The 14,304-nt window shown below is 65.9% G+C and carries 18 protein-coding genes and 3 tRNA genes; 3 read left to right on the top strand and 18 right to left on the bottom strand.

Going from position 1 to position 14,304, the window contains the following annotated elements; all coding sequences use genetic code 11:
- Nucleotides 1–8: 8 nt before the first annotated feature.
- The 15 genes from nuoK to FCU40_RS07320 all read right to left on the bottom strand — a co-directional run bounded on the left by nuoK (nt 9) and on the right by FCU40_RS07320 (nt 10,751).
- Nucleotides 9–314, bottom strand: coding sequence for an NADH-quinone oxidoreductase subunit NuoK (gene nuoK / locus FCU40_RS07390; RefSeq protein WP_004615180.1), 306 nt, complete (start codon nt 312–314; stop codon nt 9–11).
- Complete coding sequence (locus FCU40_RS07385; protein ID WP_168074041.1) at nt 311–928, bottom strand: NADH-quinone oxidoreductase subunit J; 618 nt, start codon at nt 926–928, stop codon at nt 311–313. Before FCU40_RS07385 ends, nuoK begins: the two co-directional genes overlap by 4 nt.
- Nucleotides 929–1,010: 82 nt before the next feature.
- A complete protein-coding gene (gene nuoI, locus FCU40_RS07380; protein ID WP_004615178.1) occupies nt 1,011–1,502 on the bottom strand; it encodes an NADH-quinone oxidoreductase subunit NuoI in 492 nt (163 codons plus the stop codon).
- A gap of 73 nt (nt 1,503–1,575) precedes the next feature.
- Nucleotides 1,576–1,815 (bottom strand): hypothetical protein, encoded by a 240-nt coding sequence (locus FCU40_RS07375; protein WP_168074039.1) that lies wholly within the window; start codon nt 1,813–1,815, stop codon nt 1,576–1,578.
- A complete protein-coding gene (gene nuoH / locus FCU40_RS07370; protein ID WP_081612840.1) occupies nt 1,815–2,882 on the bottom strand; it encodes an NADH-quinone oxidoreductase subunit NuoH in 1,068 nt (355 codons plus the stop codon). The genes FCU40_RS07375 and nuoH overlap by 1 nt, the downstream gene beginning before the upstream one ends.
- Complete coding sequence (gene nuoG, locus FCU40_RS07365; RefSeq protein WP_168074037.1) at nt 2,883–4,943, bottom strand: NADH-quinone oxidoreductase subunit NuoG; 2,061 nt, start codon at nt 4,941–4,943, stop codon at nt 2,883–2,885.
- Between the two features lie 5 nt (nt 4,944–4,948).
- On the bottom strand, nt 4,949–6,268 hold the full coding sequence (gene nuoF / locus FCU40_RS07360) for an NADH-quinone oxidoreductase subunit NuoF (protein WP_004615174.1): 1,320 nt from the start codon (nt 6,266–6,268) through the stop codon (nt 4,949–4,951).
- A 3-nt stretch (nt 6,269–6,271) separates the two neighbouring features.
- The gene (locus FCU40_RS07355; protein ID WP_004615173.1) at nt 6,272–6,538 is read right to left on the bottom strand and encodes a hypothetical protein; all 267 of its coding nucleotides are present in this window, start codon (nt 6,536–6,538) and stop codon (nt 6,272–6,274) included.
- On the bottom strand, nt 6,535–6,759 hold the full coding sequence (locus FCU40_RS07350; RefSeq protein WP_168074035.1) for a hypothetical protein: 225 nt from the start codon (nt 6,757–6,759) through the stop codon (nt 6,535–6,537). The genes FCU40_RS07355 and FCU40_RS07350 overlap by 4 nt, the downstream gene beginning before the upstream one ends.
- A gap of 1 nt (nt 6,760) precedes the next feature.
- Nucleotides 6,761–7,450: an NADH-quinone oxidoreductase subunit NuoE gene (gene nuoE / locus FCU40_RS07345; RefSeq protein WP_004615171.1), complete on the bottom strand. Its 690-nt coding sequence runs from the start codon at nt 7,448–7,450 to the stop codon at nt 6,761–6,763.
- 10 nt (nt 7,451–7,460) lie between these two features.
- The gene (locus FCU40_RS07340; RefSeq protein WP_035016828.1) at nt 7,461–7,793 is read right to left on the bottom strand and encodes a nuclear transport factor 2 family protein; all 333 of its coding nucleotides are present in this window, start codon (nt 7,791–7,793) and stop codon (nt 7,461–7,463) included.
- A gap of 11 nt (nt 7,794–7,804) precedes the next feature.
- The gene (locus FCU40_RS07335) at nt 7,805–9,055 is read right to left on the bottom strand and encodes an NADH-quinone oxidoreductase subunit D (protein WP_168074033.1); all 1,251 of its coding nucleotides are present in this window, start codon (nt 9,053–9,055) and stop codon (nt 7,805–7,807) included.
- Between the two features lie 96 nt (nt 9,056–9,151).
- Entirely contained in the window at nt 9,152–9,793 is a 642-nt protein-coding gene (locus tag FCU40_RS07330) for an NADH-quinone oxidoreductase subunit C (RefSeq protein ID WP_004615166.1), read from the bottom strand.
- Entirely contained in the window at nt 9,790–10,404 is a 615-nt protein-coding gene (locus FCU40_RS07325) for an NADH-quinone oxidoreductase subunit B (RefSeq protein ID WP_081612839.1), read from the bottom strand. The genes FCU40_RS07330 and FCU40_RS07325 overlap by 4 nt, the downstream gene beginning before the upstream one ends.
- Complete coding sequence (locus FCU40_RS07320) at nt 10,374–10,751, bottom strand: NADH-quinone oxidoreductase subunit A (protein ID WP_004615164.1); 378 nt, start codon at nt 10,749–10,751, stop codon at nt 10,374–10,376. Before FCU40_RS07320 ends, FCU40_RS07325 begins: the two co-directional genes overlap by 31 nt.
- Nucleotides 10,752–11,063: 312 nt before the next feature.
- On the opposite strand from FCU40_RS07320, the gene FCU40_RS07315 reads away from it, so the two are divergent.
- The 3 genes from FCU40_RS07315 to FCU40_RS07305 all read left to right on the top strand — a co-directional run bounded on the left by FCU40_RS07315 (nt 11,064) and on the right by FCU40_RS07305 (nt 12,364).
- Nucleotides 11,064–11,140 (top strand) — tRNA-Asp (locus FCU40_RS07315).
- A 68-nt stretch (nt 11,141–11,208) separates the two neighbouring features.
- Nucleotides 11,209–11,285, top strand: a tRNA-Asp gene (locus FCU40_RS07310).
- Nucleotides 11,286–11,368: 83 nt separating this feature from the next.
- A complete protein-coding gene (locus FCU40_RS07305) occupies nt 11,369–12,364 on the top strand; it encodes an LLM class flavin-dependent oxidoreductase (RefSeq protein ID WP_004615163.1) in 996 nt (331 codons plus the stop codon).
- Here the strand turns inward: FCU40_RS07305 and FCU40_RS07300 are convergent.
- The 3 genes from FCU40_RS07300 to FCU40_RS07290 all read right to left on the bottom strand — a co-directional run bounded on the left by FCU40_RS07300 (nt 12,361) and on the right by FCU40_RS07290 (nt 14,264).
- Nucleotides 12,361–13,572, bottom strand: coding sequence for a glycosyltransferase family 1 protein (locus tag FCU40_RS07300; protein ID WP_168074031.1), 1,212 nt, complete (start codon nt 13,570–13,572; stop codon nt 12,361–12,363). The genes FCU40_RS07305 and FCU40_RS07300 overlap by 4 nt on opposite strands.
- Before the next feature lie 174 nt (nt 13,573–13,746).
- Nucleotides 13,747–13,821: transfer RNA gene (locus tag FCU40_RS07295), tRNA-Val, on the bottom strand.
- Nucleotides 13,822–13,985: 164 nt separating this feature from the next.
- A complete protein-coding gene (locus FCU40_RS07290; RefSeq protein WP_004615161.1) occupies nt 13,986–14,264 on the bottom strand; it encodes an HU family DNA-binding protein in 279 nt (92 codons plus the stop codon).
- Nucleotides 14,265–14,304: the final 40 nt, after the last annotated feature.

The following is a 14,304-nucleotide window of genomic DNA, read 5'->3' as shown; positions in this document are numbered from 1 at the left end:
GACGTCGCTTAGCCCTTCATCATGCTGGCGTCGTCAACCGCGATGTCGCCGCGGTTGCGGAAGAAGGTGACGAGGATGGCCAGACCCACGGCCGCCTCGGCGGCGGCCACGGTCAGCACGAACATGGCGAAGATCTGCCCCGCCACGTCGTGCAGGAAGGCCGAGAACGCCACGAGATTGATATTCACCGCCAAGAGGATCAACTCGACCGACATCAGGATGACGATGATGTTCTTGCGGTTCACGAAGATGCCGAAGACGCCGATCGTGAACAGGATCGCGGCGACGACGAGATAGTGCGGCAGGCCGATCATTCGGAGATCCCCTCACCCGGCTTGATCTGAACCAGCTCCATGCCGGTCTTGGGCGTGCGGGCCACCTGCTTGCCGATGTCCTGGCGCTTGACGCCCGGCTTGTGGCGCAGGGTCAGGACGATGGCGCCGATCATGGCCACCAGCAGCACCAGGCCCGCGAGTTGGAAGAAGAAGACATAGTCGGTGTAGAGCACGCGGCCGATCACCTCGGTGTTCGGAACGCCGCCCGGCGACGCGTTCGGCAAGGCCTGCTTGGCGGCCGCGCCGTTGCTGGCCACGGCGGCGACGACCGCGATCATCTCCCCGACCAGCACCAGACCCACGAGGCCACCGATCGGCAGGTTGTTGACGAAGCCCTGACGCAGCGCCGCGAAGTCGATGTCCAGCATCATCACGACGAACAGGAACAGCACCGCGACCGCGCCCACATAGACGACGATCAGCAGCATCGCCAGGAACTCCGCGCCCAGGAGGACGAAGAGCCCGGCGGCCGAGAAGAAGGCGGTGATCAGGAAGAGCACCGAGTGCACCGGGTTCTTGGCCGACACGACGAGCAAGCCCGACGCGAGGGTCACGAAAGCCAGTAGATAAAATGCGATCGCCTGCACGGGCATTGGCCCAGGGCTCCCCTGAAATCTTACGTCCAATGACGCCGACGCCTCGCGGCGCGACGCCTCCTAGGAATCGCGCCCCCTCTTAGCGGTAGGGCGCGTCCAACTCCAGATTCTTCGCGATCAGGCGTTCCCAGCGGTCGCCGTTATCGAGAAGCCGTTCCTTGTCGTAGTACAGTTCCTCGCGCGTCTCGGTCGCGAACTCGGTGTTCGGCCCCTCGACGATGGCGTCCACCGGGCAGGCCTCCTGGCACAGGCCGCAGTAGATGCACTTGACCATGTCGATGTCGTAGCGGGTCGTCCGGCGGCTGCCGTCCTCGCGTGGTTCGGCCTCGATCGTAATGGCCTGGGCGGGGCAGATGGCCTCGCACAGCTTGCAGGCGATGCAGCGTTCCTCGCCCGACGGATAGCGACGCAGGGCGTGCTCGCCCCGGAAGCGCGGCGACTGCGGGTTGCGCTCGTTCGGATAGATCACGGTCTTCTTCGGCGCGACCATGTGCTTCATGGCCAGACCGAACGCGCCGGCGAAGTCGAGCAGGGCCGCGCCCTTGACCGCTTGAGTGATGCGCTGGAACACCAGAGCTCTCCTAAACCTGTACCTCGACGAAGGGCCGTCGTGGCCCCTCCCCACTTCGATGGGCCAAGGCCCCTTATTTCGTCCCGCGCGGGATCACGCAGGTGTAGTTCGCCAGCTGAGCGGGGTCGCCCCCGTCCTGCTTGAACCGGATCGTCCCGCCCTCGGCCTTGCACTTGTCGCCGGCGCGACGAAGATCGTCGTAGCTGACAATCCCCTCGCCCAGCGAATAGGACCGATCCGGAGCCGAGACGGCCTGGCAGGCCGAAAGGGCGAGGCCGGAAAGGCCCAGCGCGATGACCGCTAGGCGCCGCATCAGGCCCCCGGACCGAACACGCGCCACGCGGCGACCGCGGCGACCAGCACGAGCGAGGTCGGCAGAAACACCTTCCACCCCAGGCGCATCAGTTGGTCGTAGCGGTAGCGAGGCACGATGGCCTTGGCCATGGCGAACATGAAGAACCAGAAGACGATCTTGGCGTAGAACACCAAGGCCAGCAGGAAATTGACCAGGAACGGCGGCCAGTGCGCCGTGAAACCAATCGGGAAGCCCGGATTCCAGCCGCCGAAGAACAGCACGCTGATCATCGCGCACATCAGGACGATGTTCGAATACTCGGCCACCATGAACAGCAGGTACGGGGTCGAGCTGTACTCGACCTGGTACCCGGCCACGAGTTCGGATTCGGCTTCCGGCAAGTCGAATGGCGGGCGGTTCGTCTCGGCCAGACCCGAGATGTAGAACATGCCCATCGCGATGACCATCACCGGCAGCAGGACGATGTTCTTCAGGCCGGCGCCGCCAAACACGTTCCAGTTCCAGAACCAGCCGGTCTGCTTTTCGACGATGGTCGACAGGTTCATCGAACCGGCCAGCAGGATCACCGTGATGATGATCAGGCCGATCGAGACCTCGTAGGACACCATCTGCGCGGCCGAACGCAGGGCGCCCAGGAACGGATACTTCGAGTTCGAAGCCCAGCCGCCCATGATGATGCCGTAGACGCCCAGCGAGCTCATGGCCAGCAGGTAGAGGATGCCGACATTGAGGTTGGAGACCACCCAGCCCGGCGCGAACGGCACCACGGCCCAGCCGACGAAGCCCAGGATCAGGCTGATCAGCGGCGCCAGGATGAAGATCACCTTGTCGGCGCCGGCCGGGATGACGATCTCCTTCAAGACGAACTTGAAGAAGTCGGCGAAGGACTGCAGCAGGCCGAAGGGACCCACCACGTTGGGACCCTTGCGCATCTGGACGCCGGCCCAGATCTTGCGGTCGGCCAGCAGCAGGAAGGCCAGGCTCAGGAGAACCCAGATCACGACCAGCAGGATGCCGCCGGTCGTCAGGCCAAACCAGAGAAGCGGATTGGTCGAGTCCACGATTTACTCCGCGGCGATCTTGGCGGCGCCGGAAGCCACGGCCGCGCATTCGGCCATGGTCACGCTGGCGCGCGCGATGGGGTTGGTCAGGTGGAAGGCCTTGATCGGGCTTTCGAACGGCGCGTCCGAAACCTCGCCGTCGGCGCCCAGCGCGCCCACGTCGAACGACGTGGCCACCGAGCCCGGCGCGTAGTCGATCTGGCCGAAGGTCGGGTGATCGGCGAACAGCTTGGCGCGCAGCTGGTCCAGGCTGTCATACGGCAGCTTGTGGCCCAGCACTTCGGAAAGCGCGCGAAGGATCGACCAGTCTTCCTTGGCCTCGCCCTTCGGGAACACCGCGCGGCGGCCCATCTGGACCCGGCCCTCGAGGTTTACATAGAGGCCGTTCTTCTCGGTATAGGCCGCGCCCGGCAGGATCACGTCGGCCTTATGCGCGCCGTTGTCGCCGTGCGTGCCGAGATAGATCTTGAATGCGTCCGAGGCGGCCGTCTCGCACTCGTCGGCGCCCAGCAGGAAGAGGACGTCGACAGCGCCCGGCTTCAGCATGTCGCGGGCGGCGAGGCCGCCGTCGGCCGGGACGAAGCCCATGTCGAGGCCGGCCACCCGAGCGGCTGCGGTGTGCAGCACGTTCCAGCCGTTCCAGCCGTCACGCACGACCTTCATGGTCTTGGCGAGGCCGGCGGCGGCCTTGAGGATCGCCGCGCCATCGGCGCGGGCCAGGGCGCCCTGCCCGATGATGATCGCGGGACGCTCGGCGGCCTTCAGGGCCGCGACGAAGTCGTTCTTGCTCTTGGCCAGGCCCGACAGGGTCTTGGCGCCGGCGCCGAGATAATCATAGCCGAAGGTCAGGTCGGCCTGCTCGCCGATGACGCCGAAGCGGGTCTTGCCGGCGATCCACTGCTTGCGGAAGCGCGCGTTCAGAACCGGCGCCTCGATGCGCGGATTGGCGCCGACGAACAGAACGACGTCGGCGTTCTCGATGCCGGCGATCGTCGAGTTGAACAGCCAGCTCTCGCGCGGGCCGGCGCCCAGCGCCGCGCCGTCCTGGCGGCTGTCCAGGTTCTTGACGCCCAGGGCGGTGAAGAGATCCTTGGTCGCCTTGAGGCTCTCGGCGTCCTGCAGGTCGCCGGCGATGACGCCGATGCGCTCGGGCGCGGTCGTCTTCAGCTTGGCGGCAACGGCGGCGAAGACTTCCGACCAGGTCGCGGGACGCAGCTTGCCGTCCACGCGGACATAGGGACGGTCCAGGCGCTGACGGCCCAGGCCGTCGACGGCATAGCGCGTCTTGTCCGAGATCCACTCTTCATTGACGTCGTCGTTCGTGCGCGGCAGCACGCGCAGCACGGCCGCGCCGCGCGCGTCGACGCGGATCGATGAGCCCAAGGCGTCCATCACGTCGATGCTCTCGGTCTTCTTCAGCTCCCACGGACGGGCTTCGAAGGCGTAGGGCTTGCTCGTCAGGGCGCCGACCGGGCACAGGTCGATGACGTTGGCGCTGAGCTCCGACGTCACCGCCGCGCCCAGATAGGTCGTGATTTCAACGTCTTCGCCGCGCGAGATCAGGCCGATTTCCGGCGAGCCGGCGACCTCGGTGATGAAGCGGACGCAGCGCGTGCACTGGATGCAGCGCGTCATCACGGTCTTGATCAGCGGGCCCATGGCCTTTTCTTCGACCGCGCGCTTGTTTTCTTCGTAGCGGCTGTCGTCGCGGCCATAGCCCATGGCCTGGTCCTGCAGGTCGCACTCGCCGCCCTGGTCGCAGATCGGGCAATCCAGCGGGTGGTTGATGAGCAGGAACTCCATCACCCCTTCGCGGGCCTTCTTGACCATCGGAGTCTTGGTGAAGATCTCCTGCCCCTCGGCGGCCGGCAGAGCGCACGAGGCCTGGGGCTTCGGCGGGCCGGGCTTCACCTCGACCAGGCACATCCGGCAGTTGCCGGCGATGCTGAGGCGCTCATGGTAGCAGAAGCGCGGGATCTCTTCGCCGGCCAGTTCCGCGACCTGCAGAACCGTCATGCCGGGTTCGAACTCGACTTCGACGCCGTTGACCTTGGCGATTGCCATTCTTGTTACTCCGCCGCGATCAGCTTGGCGCCCTGCACGTGCAGGCGACCGCTACGATAGGAAGCGATCCGCTCCTCCACCTCGTGGCGGAAGTGACGGAACAGGCCCTGGATCGGCCAGGCGGCCGCGTCGCCCAGGGCGCAGATGGTGTGACCCTCGACCTGGGTCGTGACGTCCAGCAGGGTGTCGATCTCTTTCGGATCGGCCTCGCCGGTCGCCATGCGCTCCATGACGCGCCACATCCAGCCCGTGCCTTCGCGGCACGGCGTGCACTGGCCGCAGCTCTCATGCTTGTAGAAGTATGACAGGCGGGCGATGGCGCGGACGAGGTCGGTCGACTTGTCCATGACGATGACGGCGGCGGTGCCGAGGCCCGAGCGCAGGTTGCGCAGCGCGTCGAAGTCCATCGGCAGGTCTTCGCACTGCTCGGCCGGGATCATCGGCACGGACGAGCCGCCCGGAATGACGGCCTTCAGGTTGCCCCAGCCGCCCCGGATGCCGCCGCAGTGATCCTCGATCAGCTGGCGGAACGGGATGCTCATCGCCTCTTCGACGTTGCAGGGCAGGTTCACGTGGCCCGAGACGCAGAAGAGCTTGGTGCCGGCGTTGTTCGGACGACCAAAGCCCGCGAACCAAGCCGCGCCGCGACGCAGGATCGTGCCCGCGACGGCGATGCTCTCGACGTTGTTGACCGTGGTCGGCATGCCGTAGAGGCCCGCGCCGGCCGGGAACGGCGGCTTCAGACGCGGCTGGCCCTTCTTGCCTTCCAGGCTTTCCAGCAGAGCCGTCTCTTCGCCGCAGATATAGGCGCCGGCGCCGTGATGGACGTAGAGGTCGAAGTCCCAGCCGTGGACGTTGTCCTTGCCGATCAGCTTGGCCTCGTAGGCCTGCTTGATCGCGGCTTCCAGGATCTCGCGTTCGTAGACGTACTCGCCACGAATATAGATGTAGCAGGCGTGGGCCAGCATGGCGCGCGAGGCGATCAGGCAGCCCTCGATCAGGAGGTGCGGATCATGCCGCATGATCTCCCGGTCCTTGCAGGTGCCCGGCTCGGACTCATCGGCGTTGACCACCAGGTAGTGAGGACGACCTTCCTTCACTTCCTTGGGCATGAACGACCACTTCAGCCCGGTCGAGAAACCGGCGCCGCCCCGGCCGCGCAGGCCGGAGTTCTTCATGTTGTCGATGATCCAGTCGCGCCCAGCGTCCAGGATGTCCTTGGTGCCATTCCAGCAGCCGCGCTTCTTCGCGCCCTCGAGGCCCCAATCCTGGAGACCGTAGAGGTTCGTGAAGATGCGGTCCTTGTCTTCGAGGATACCGACCATGACTCAGCTTTGCGGATCGAATGGATGGGCGCGCACATAACCCGCCCGACGAATGATGACATAGGCGAAAAGCAACCAGCCCGCGCCAATCGTGACGAGACCGGCGACAACCGCCCAGAACGGCGCCCCTTCGACCGTCCGCCCCCAGATCAGGAGCAGCGCGCCGAGGAGGCAGGCCACGAAACCCAAGCCGCGTTCACGACGGCCCAGGCCACGGATGGTGTCGGCATAGGCCGCGCGGCGGGCGATGAGGAGGCTGTCGTCGGTCATGACGTCGCGCCCTCGCGCTTGGTCGCGCGCATCCAGCCCAGGATGAACCAGATGTGAGAGGCCAGGCCAGCCACGATGGCGCCCAGGAAGACCAGCCGCAGCCAGTCGATCCGCAGCGACACCGCGCCATAGATCGCGACGCCGGCCAGCACGAAGCACACCGCGTTGATGGCGAGCATCACGGTGAGGCGCTTCTTCTGGATGTTGGCGTCGGCGGTCATGTTAGGCGGTCGGCTCCGGCTTGGCCTTGGTCGCCTTCGGCTTTTCCGGAAGGTTCGGGATCTTGATCTTCTTGGCGGCCGAGCCGTCGTACAGCTTCGGATCCGTCAGGGTCTGGATCTTGCCCTTCGGCTCCGAGGCGCCGCGGCCGTCATAGCTGCCCGGCTTCGGCGCCTTGCCGGCCGCGAAGTCGTCTAGGATCTGGGCCAGGCTCTCCGGCGTCAGGTCCTCGTAGTAATAGTCGTTGATCGCGGCCATCGGCGCGTTGCAGCAGGCGCCGAGGCACTCGACCTCTTCCCAGCTAAACTTGCCGTCGGCCGAGACGTGGTTGGCGGCGCCGATCTTGTCCTTCAGAACCTTCTTCAGGTCCTCGGCCCCGCGCAGTTGGCAGGGCGTGGTGCCGCACAGCTGCACGAAGGCGACCTTGCCGACCGGCTGCAGCTGGAACATCACGTAGAAGGTGGCCACTTCCAGCACGCGAATGACCGGCATCTCGAGTTGCTTGGCGATCTCCTGGATCGCCGGCTCGGACACCCAGCCCTCCTGCTTCTGGGCCAGCCACAGCATCGGGATCACCGCCGACTGCTTGCGGGCGGCGGGGTACTTGGCTTTCCACCAGTCGGCCTTCGCCTGGCTTTCCTTCGAGAAGGCGAAGCTGGCGGGCTGTTCTTTAGCGAGACGTCTCACACTCATTTGGGGGCGCTCATCGGGCGAAATCAACGCGAGCGATCTTGTCGCCCTTGAAGGTGTAGATGGCGGCGACCTCGAAGACGGGATCGCCATTGCCGCGGTCGACGCGCTCGTGATCGATCACGTTCGAGCCGACCACGATGCGGTTCAGCAGTTCGGCCTTGTTGCCGGGAAAATCGGCGAAGACCTTTTCGTACCAGGCGCGATAGGCGTCGATCCCGGTGCGCGCGACCTCGCCGTTCAGGCCGCCCACGACGACGTCGTCGGCGAAATGGGCGCAATGAGCGTCCAAATCCTGGGCGTTATAGGCGTCCAGCTGGGCCTGGGCCACTTTCTCAAGGGCGATGGCTTCCAGGCTCACCGGTCGATCTCCCCGAACACGATGTCCAGCGAGCCCAGGATGGCCGAGACGTCGGCGAGCTGGTGGCCGCGGTTCATCCAGTCCATCGCCGCCAGGTGCGGGAAGCCTGGCGCGCGGATCTTGCAGCGGTACGGCTTGTTGCCGCCGTCGCTGACCACGAACACGCCGAACTCGCCCTTCGGGGCCTCGACGCAGGCATAGACCTCGCCTTCCGGCGTCTTGAAGCCTTCGGTGTAGAGCTTGAAGTGGTGGATCAGCGCTTCCATCGAGCGCTTCATCTCGGCGCGGCGCGGCGGCGAGACCTTGTTGTCTTCCGACAGCACCGGACCGTGCGTCTTGCGCAGCATGTCGCAGGCCTGACGGATGATCTTGGTCGACTCGCGCATCTCCTGCATGCGGCAGAGATAGCGGTCGTAGCAATCGCCATTCTTGCCCAGCGGGATGTCGAACTCGAAGTCGTTGTAGTTCTCGTAGGGTTGGCTGCGGCGCAGGTCCCAGGCGATGCCCGAGCCGCGCACCATCACGCCCGAGAAGCCCCACAGAATCGCCTCGTCCTTGCTGACGACGCCGATGTCGACGTTGCGCTGCTTGAAGATGCGATTGTCGGTGATCAGGCCTTCGATGTCGTCGCAGATCTTGGGGAACGCCTTGGCCCAGGCGTCGATATCCTCGACCAGCTCCGGCGGCAGGTCCTGGTGGACGCCGCCCGGACGGAAATAGTTGGAGTGCAGGCGGGCGCCGCAAGCGCGCTCGTAGAACACCATCAGCTTCTCGCGCTCCTCGAAGCCCCAAAGCGGCGGGGTCAGGGCGCCGACGTCCATGGCCTGGGTCGTCACGTTCAGCAGGTGGTTCAGGATCCGGCCGATTTCCGAGTATAGGACGCGAATGATCTGGCCCCGGATCGGGACCTCGACGCCCAGCAGCTTCTCGATGGCCAGACAGAAGGCGTGCTCTTGGTTCATCGGCGCCACATAGTCGAGGCGGTCGAAGTACGGCACGTTCTGCAGATAGGTGCGCGCTTCCATCAGCTTCTCGGTGCCGCGGTGCAGCAGGCCGATGTGCGGATCGACGCGTTCGACGATCTCGCCATCCAGCTCCAGCACCAGGCGCAACACGCCGTGCGCGGCCGGGTGCTGGGGGCCGAAGTTGATGTTGAACTTACGGACAGGCGTCTCCGGAACGGCCGGAACCGTCGCCTCGTCTCGGAAGTAGTCTGTCGCCGCGGCGGGCGAGTTCGTGCCGGTCATGGCTACGGACCTTCGTTACACTGTTCCATGCCAGGCCGGCCATCGGCCAGTCCCGGCAAGTGATCTGGAGCCAGCGCCTTCGCGCCGGCCCCGGCCCTACGCGTCTCCCGCCCGCTTCTCGGCTTTCTCGTCGCCGGGCAGCGCGTACTTCGCGCCCTCCCAAGGCGACAGGAAGTCGAACGCACGGAACTCCGTGATCTTTACGGGTTCGTAGACGACACGCTTAAGCTCGTCGTCGTAGCGCACTTCCACATAGCCCGTCATCGGGAAGTCTTTCCGAAGCGGATGGCCGTGGAAGCCGTAATCGGTCAGGATCCGGCGCAGGTCCGGATGGCCTTCGAAGAAGATGCCGAACATGTCGAACGCCTCGCGCTCGAACCAGTCGGCGACCGGGAAGACCGACGTCACGGTGGGAACGGCCGTATCCTCGTCGGTCTGCACCTTCAGGCGAATCCGATGGTTCTTCACCAGCGACAGCAGGTGATAGACCACATCGAAGCGGCGCTCGCGCTGCGGATAATCGACGCCGGTCAGGTCGACCAGCTGGTGGAAGCGGCAATCGGCGTGGTCGCGCAGGAATTCAAGCGCCTGGACCACGCGGTTCGCCGGGCCCAGCACCGTCAGCTCGCCGAACGCCACGTGATAAGCGGTGATCGCGCCGGCGCTGTTGGCGACGATGGTCTGGCCCAGCGCTTCCAGCGGCGAGATCGCCGTTTCGGTCGGAACCACGTCGGTCATCGCTCGATCGTCCCCGTGCGGCGGATCTTCTTCTGCAGCTGCAGCACGCCATAGACCAGCGCCTCGGCCGTGGGCGGGCAGCCCGGAACATAGATGTCGACCGGCACCACGCGGTCGCAGCCGCGCACGACGCTGTAGCTGTAATAGTAGTAGCCGCCGCCGTTGGCGCAGCTGCCCATCGAGATGACGTAGCGGGGCTCCGGCATCTGGTCGTAGACCTTGCGCAGGGCCGGAGCCATCTTGTTGGTCAGAGTGCCGGCGACGATCATCACGTCCGACTGGCGCGGGCTGGCGCGCGGAGCGAAGCCATAGCGCTCCAGGTCATAACGCGGCATCGAGGCCTGCATCATCTCCACGGCGCAGCACGCCAGGCCAAACGTCATCCACATCAGAGAGCCCGTGCGAGCCCAGGTGATCAGGTCGTCGGCGGCGGCGGTGATGAAGCCCTTGTCGGCCAGCTGCTGCGAGACGCCGTCAAAGAACGGATCGTGCAGCTTGGGGTCATAGCCCTCGACCGTCGAACGGCCGCCCGACAGCGCCGGAACGCCAGATCCCGTTGGGGCCGCGTTGGCGGGAACGATCACTCCCATTCGAGGGCGCCCTTCTTCCATTCGTAGATAAAGCCGACGGTCAGGACGCCGAGGAACGTCATCATCGACCAGAAGGCGAACTGGGCCACGTCATGCGGCAACTTCAACAGCGTGACCGCCCAGGGGAACAGGAACGCCACTTCGAGGTCGAAGATGATGAACAGGATCGACACCAGATAGAACCGGACGTCGAACTTCATGCGCGCGTCGTCGAAGGCGTTGAAGCCGCATTCGTATGCGGACAGCTTTTCCGGGTCCGGCGCCTTCGGCGCGAGCACGGCCGCGGCCAGAAGGAAGACAATCCCGATAGCCGCCGCGATCCCGAGGAAGATCACGATAGGCAGGTACTGGAGGAGGAAGGCGGTCATGACAGCCCTTGGCTTGAATCGAGCGGTTTGTAGCCCACTGTCGCCAGCGCTTCAAACACCCGAGACACATTGAGAAACGATCGCAACTAGACAATCTTGAGCTAACGCTGGTCTGTCGCGCGCAACCGGCGCGGCCTTGGCCCACAAGGACCTTTCACCTCGCCTCGCGCGCGTCGATCGCGAGCGAAACCCTTTGTCCCCAGCTCCGTTTCGCGGCTTCGGCGATATGGCCGTTGACACGAGTCTTCGCCCGACATATCAGACGCCCCTCGCCGATCGGCGGGTCGCGCTTTCGCCTCGGCGAAGGCTTATGCGGATGTAGCTCAGTTGGTTAGAGCGCCGGCCTGTCACGCCGGAGGTCGCGGGTTCGAGCCCCGTCATTCGCGCCACTCTCTCGAGAGTGGTCAGCTTCCCTCCCCTCGGTCTACGGACGACCGTCGCGCTCCAAGCGCACGACGCGGATGTAGCTCAGTTGGTTAGAGCGCCGGCCTGTCACGCCGGAGGTCGCGGGTTCGAGCCCCGTCATTCGCGCCACCGTCCAGTGGCTTCCCCTTCGAAATCGGAAACGACGACCTCATCGGGCTTGAGTTGCCGCGACCGCGCGCCATCTAGCCTTCATGAGCAGCACCGCGTATCCGCCGTTTTCCGTCCTGGACCTCGCGCCCGTTCCGCAGGGCGTGACCGTCGGCCAGGCGCTTCACAATAGTCTCGATCTCGCGCGACACGCCGAATCCTTGGGCTTTCACCGCTACTGGCTGGCCGAGCACCACAATATGCCGGGCATCGCCAGCGCCGCGACCGCCGTGGTCATTGGCCACGTGGCCGGCGGTACGAAAACGATTCGAGTCGGCTCCGGCGGCGTCATGCTGCCCAACCACGCGCCGCTGATGGTCGCCGAACAGTTCGGCACCCTGAACGCGCTCTATCCAGGCCGGATCGATCTGGGCCTAGGCCGCGCGCCCGGTACGGACCAGGCCACGATGCGGGCGTTGCGCCGCTACGCCGGCGCCGTTGATTCGTTCGCCCAAGACGTCGTCGAGCTGCAGCATTGGTTCAAGCCGGCCAATCCGGACCAGAGCGTCCGCGCCGTGCCAGGCGAAGGCCAGGATGTGCCGATCTGGATGCTCGGCTCCTCGACCTGGGGCGCGCAATTGGCGGCGGCCCTTGGCCTGCCCTACGCCTTCGCCGCCCACTTCGCGCCCGACTCGCTGTTGGACGCCCTCCTCCTCTATCGCCGGCATTTCAAGCCGTCGGAGACCCTGGACAAGCCACATGTCATGGTTTGCGTCGGCGTGTGCGCGGCGGATACCGACGCGGAGGCCGCGCGTCTGGCGACCTCGACTCAGCAGCAGTTCCTGGCCCTGCGTCGGGGGCGCCCCGGCCTTCTGCCGCCGCCTGTCGACGACATCCGCGAGCACGCTTCGCCCGCGGAGTTGGCGGGGCTGGACCACACCTTCCAGTATTCGGCGATCGGCTCTCCCGAGACGGTGCGCCGCAAGATCGAGCGGGTGCTGGAATTGACGGGCGCGGACGAGCTGATGGCGGCCTCGCAAATCCACGACCACGACGCCCGGAAGCACAGCTACGAGATCCTCGCCAGCCTCAGGGCTTAATGATCGCGAACCTGGGCGCCAGACCCAAAGCTCCGCCGTCCCGTCAACTCGCCATAGATGCCGCAGAGCTGGCGAAAGACCGCGTCCCAGCCGTGCCGCTCGACGGCGCGGCGACGAGCGGCCGCGCGGACGGCGGCCAGATCGCGGGCGAACAGGGCCTCGATAGCTTCGGCGAACGGCGCGGGCTCCGACCGTGTCGCCAGTTGGCCGACCTGGTCGTCGACCGATTCGGCCACGCCGCCGGCGGCGACGCCCACCATGGGCAGGCCGCAAGCCATGGCCTCCAGTACGATCAGCCCGAAAGGCTCGTTGTCGTTGGCGTGCACGAAGGCGTCGCAGCTGGCCAGAATCCCCGCCAATTCGGCCGGATCGCGGACATAGTCCATGCAGATCGCGCGATCACTCACCGGCGCTCCGCCGCCCGCGCCGACGAGCAGAAGCTTATAGGGCGCGCCCAGGCGCTCGACCGCGCCGACCAGCACCTCCAGCCGCTTTTCCCGCGCCGGGCGGCCCGCGAACACCAGCAGACGTTCGTCCGGCGCCACGCCCAGGCGGCGGCATAGCCGCGCCCGGTCCGCGCGGGCCGGATGGAAGATCTCGGTGTCGACGCCCAGCGGCAGGCCGATGGCGTCGTGCACGCCAGCCTCGACCAGGCGGCCAGCGATGAACCGACTGGGCGCGACGGCGCGATCGAACTGACGGTAGATGGCGGCCCAACGCTTCTGCACCGGCTTTTCGACCCATTCGCCGATATGCAGAGCGGCCAGCGCCCCCAGATCGGTGTGGCAAAAGCCCACCACCGGAACGCCTAGGGCGTCGCCGGCGCGCAGCGCCGCCAGGCCCGGGGTATAGGGATCGCCAGCCTCGATAATGTCGGGCCGCTGGCGGATCAGGCGCTCCATCCAGGCCTGCTTGACCACGGGCCAACGGTATCCGGCCCCGAACGGCAGGGGCGTGGCGTAGATCGAGACCCTGCCTTGCCCGTCATGGGAATCGCGCGCGCCGGGGACGACCAGCGTGTGGCGAACATCGGGACGGTTGGCGGCGAGCCACGCGCGCTTGGAGGACAGATAGCGTCGAACCCCGCCGCTGCGCGGGGCGTAGAGCATCGTGGTGTCGACGAGACGGACCGGGCCTTCAGTCGGCGGATGGTCGGAGATGGGGAGAACGCGCGGGCCGAGCGGCCGGTCCGATATCGTGTCCGTCACGCCGATTCCTCATCGTTACCGAAGCCCCCCAATACGGCCTCCGAACGATAAAGCTTTTGCGACAACCACGGTTCCTGGCCGCTTCCGACGATTTCCGCGCCCAGTCTCGCCGGTTCGCAAGGTACGCTTTCGCGGCTTGCAAGGCTCGCCATCTGGCAACGTGGCCGTGAAGAGTGGTGGGCAGTGAGGGGATCGAACCCCCGACCCTCTCGGTGTAAACGAGACGCTCTACCGCTGAGCTAACTGCCCCTTCGCGTCGGCGCTTCTAGAGTATTTTCCGATAGGTGTGAAACGGTTATCGGGCCGAAAATCGGAAGGGACATCGCCGCGGAGGCCCATCCGCGAAACGGGAAAACGAAAAAGCGGAGCGGCCCGGCCGGGCGCCCCGCCTCTCCCTACGCGGAAGAAAGAGGTCAGTCGTTCAGCGAGGCCTTCAGCCCCTCGCCCACCTGGAAGCGCGCCGTCTTCGACGCGGGACGGTTGACGGTTTCGCCGGTGCGGGGATTGCGCGCGGTGCCGGCGGCCCGGGTCACGGCCTTGAAGGCGCCGAAGCCGACCAGGCGAACATCCTTGCCCGACTTGAGGGAGTCGGTGACGGCGTCGATGAAGGCTTCCAGAGCGTCCTTGGCCTGGTTCTTGTTGATGCCCGCCTTCTCGGCGATGGCCGTGACGAGCTCGGCTTTTGTGGTCATGTTTTTCTCCCAGCCTGGGCGGCGACGCGTTTTCCCTTAC

The sequence above is a fragment of the Caulobacter sp. SSI4214 genome, assembly GCF_012184455.1.
Taxonomy (GTDB): Bacteria; Pseudomonadota; Alphaproteobacteria; order Caulobacterales; family Caulobacteraceae; genus Caulobacter; species Caulobacter vibrioides_E.
The sequence above is the reverse complement of the archived record's forward strand: the minus strand, read 5'-3'. Positions and strand labels throughout refer to the sequence as shown.

Coding starts and splice junctions, on each gene's coding strand:
- FCU40_RS07375 (WP_168074039.1), bottom strand. CDS start 1,815: ATGCGGCGCCTAGCGGTCATCGCGCTGGGCCTTTCCGGCCTCGCCCTT.
- FCU40_RS07305 (WP_004615163.1), top strand. CDS start 11,369: ATGAGCAGCACCGCGTATCCGCCGTTTTCCGTCCTGGACCTCGCGCCC.
- FCU40_RS07385 (WP_168074041.1), bottom strand. CDS start 928: ATGCCCGTGCAGGCGATCGCATTTTATCTACTGGCTTTCGTGACCCTC.
- FCU40_RS07325 (WP_081612839.1), bottom strand. CDS start 10,404: ATGGAAGAAGGGCGCCCTCGAATGGGAGTGATCGTTCCCGCCAACGCG.
- FCU40_RS07335 (WP_168074033.1), bottom strand. CDS start 9,055: ATGACCGGCACGAACTCGCCCGCCGCGGCGACAGACTACTTCCGAGAC.
- nuoG (WP_168074037.1), bottom strand. CDS start 4,943: ATGGCAATCGCCAAGGTCAACGGCGTCGAAGTCGAGTTCGAACCCGGC.
- nuoK (WP_004615180.1), bottom strand. CDS start 314: ATGATCGGCCTGCCGCACTATCTCGTCGTCGCCGCGATCCTGTTCACG.
- FCU40_RS07355 (WP_004615173.1), bottom strand. CDS start 6,538: ATGACCGACGACAGCCTCCTCATCGCCCGCCGCGCGGCCTATGCCGAC.
- nuoE (WP_004615171.1), bottom strand. CDS start 7,450: ATGAGTGTGAGACGTCTCGCTAAAGAACAGCCCGCCAGCTTCGCCTTC.
- FCU40_RS07320 (WP_004615164.1), bottom strand. CDS start 10,751: ATGACCGCCTTCCTCCTCCAGTACCTGCCTATCGTGATCTTCCTCGGG.
- nuoF (WP_004615174.1), bottom strand. CDS start 6,268: ATGGTCGGTATCCTCGAAGACAAGGACCGCATCTTCACGAACCTCTAC.
- FCU40_RS07290 (WP_004615161.1), bottom strand. CDS start 14,264: ATGACCACAAAAGCCGAGCTCGTCACGGCCATCGCCGAGAAGGCGGGC.
- FCU40_RS07330 (WP_004615166.1), bottom strand. CDS start 9,793: ATGACCGACGTGGTTCCGACCGAAACGGCGATCTCGCCGCTGGAAGCG.
- FCU40_RS07350 (WP_168074035.1), bottom strand. CDS start 6,759: ATGACCGCCGACGCCAACATCCAGAAGAAGCGCCTCACCGTGATGCTC.